The sequence below is a fragment of the Rhodococcus sp. 1163 genome, assembly GCF_002091985.1.
In the GTDB taxonomy this organism is placed as follows: domain Bacteria; phylum Actinomycetota; class Actinomycetes; order Mycobacteriales; family Mycobacteriaceae; genus Rhodococcoides.
This window is the reverse complement of sequence record NZ_MKKX01000002.1, coordinates 1-206: the sequence shown is the minus strand read 5'-3', so window position 1 is coordinate 206 and position 206 is coordinate 1. Positions and strand designations below refer to the sequence as shown.

Here is a 206-nt window from a genome sequence, read left to right as displayed (position 1 = left end):
GTTCTAGAGCCACGGTGTGATTGATGTCAGTCGATCTCGCAGCCCACGGGTTGGTGCGTGTGGGTGCATTGGGCAGCATACTCAGCCGGGGTGAGGTAGCCCAGGGACGAGTGCCGGTGGCGATTGTTGTGGTCGTCCTTGAAGTCGCCGATCACGACCCTCGCTTCGAGCAGGCTGGTCCAGTGATTGCGGTTGAGGCATTCCTT

General features: G+C 60.2%; 1 protein-coding gene. It reads right to left on the bottom strand.

What is annotated here, in order from left to right; translation table 11 throughout:
- Nucleotides 1-26 precede the first annotated feature (26 nt).
- Nucleotides 27-206, bottom strand: a 180-nt coding sequence (locus tag BJD99_RS00010) for an integrase core domain-containing protein (RefSeq protein WP_143541970.1), incomplete at its 5' end; no start/stop codon positions are given.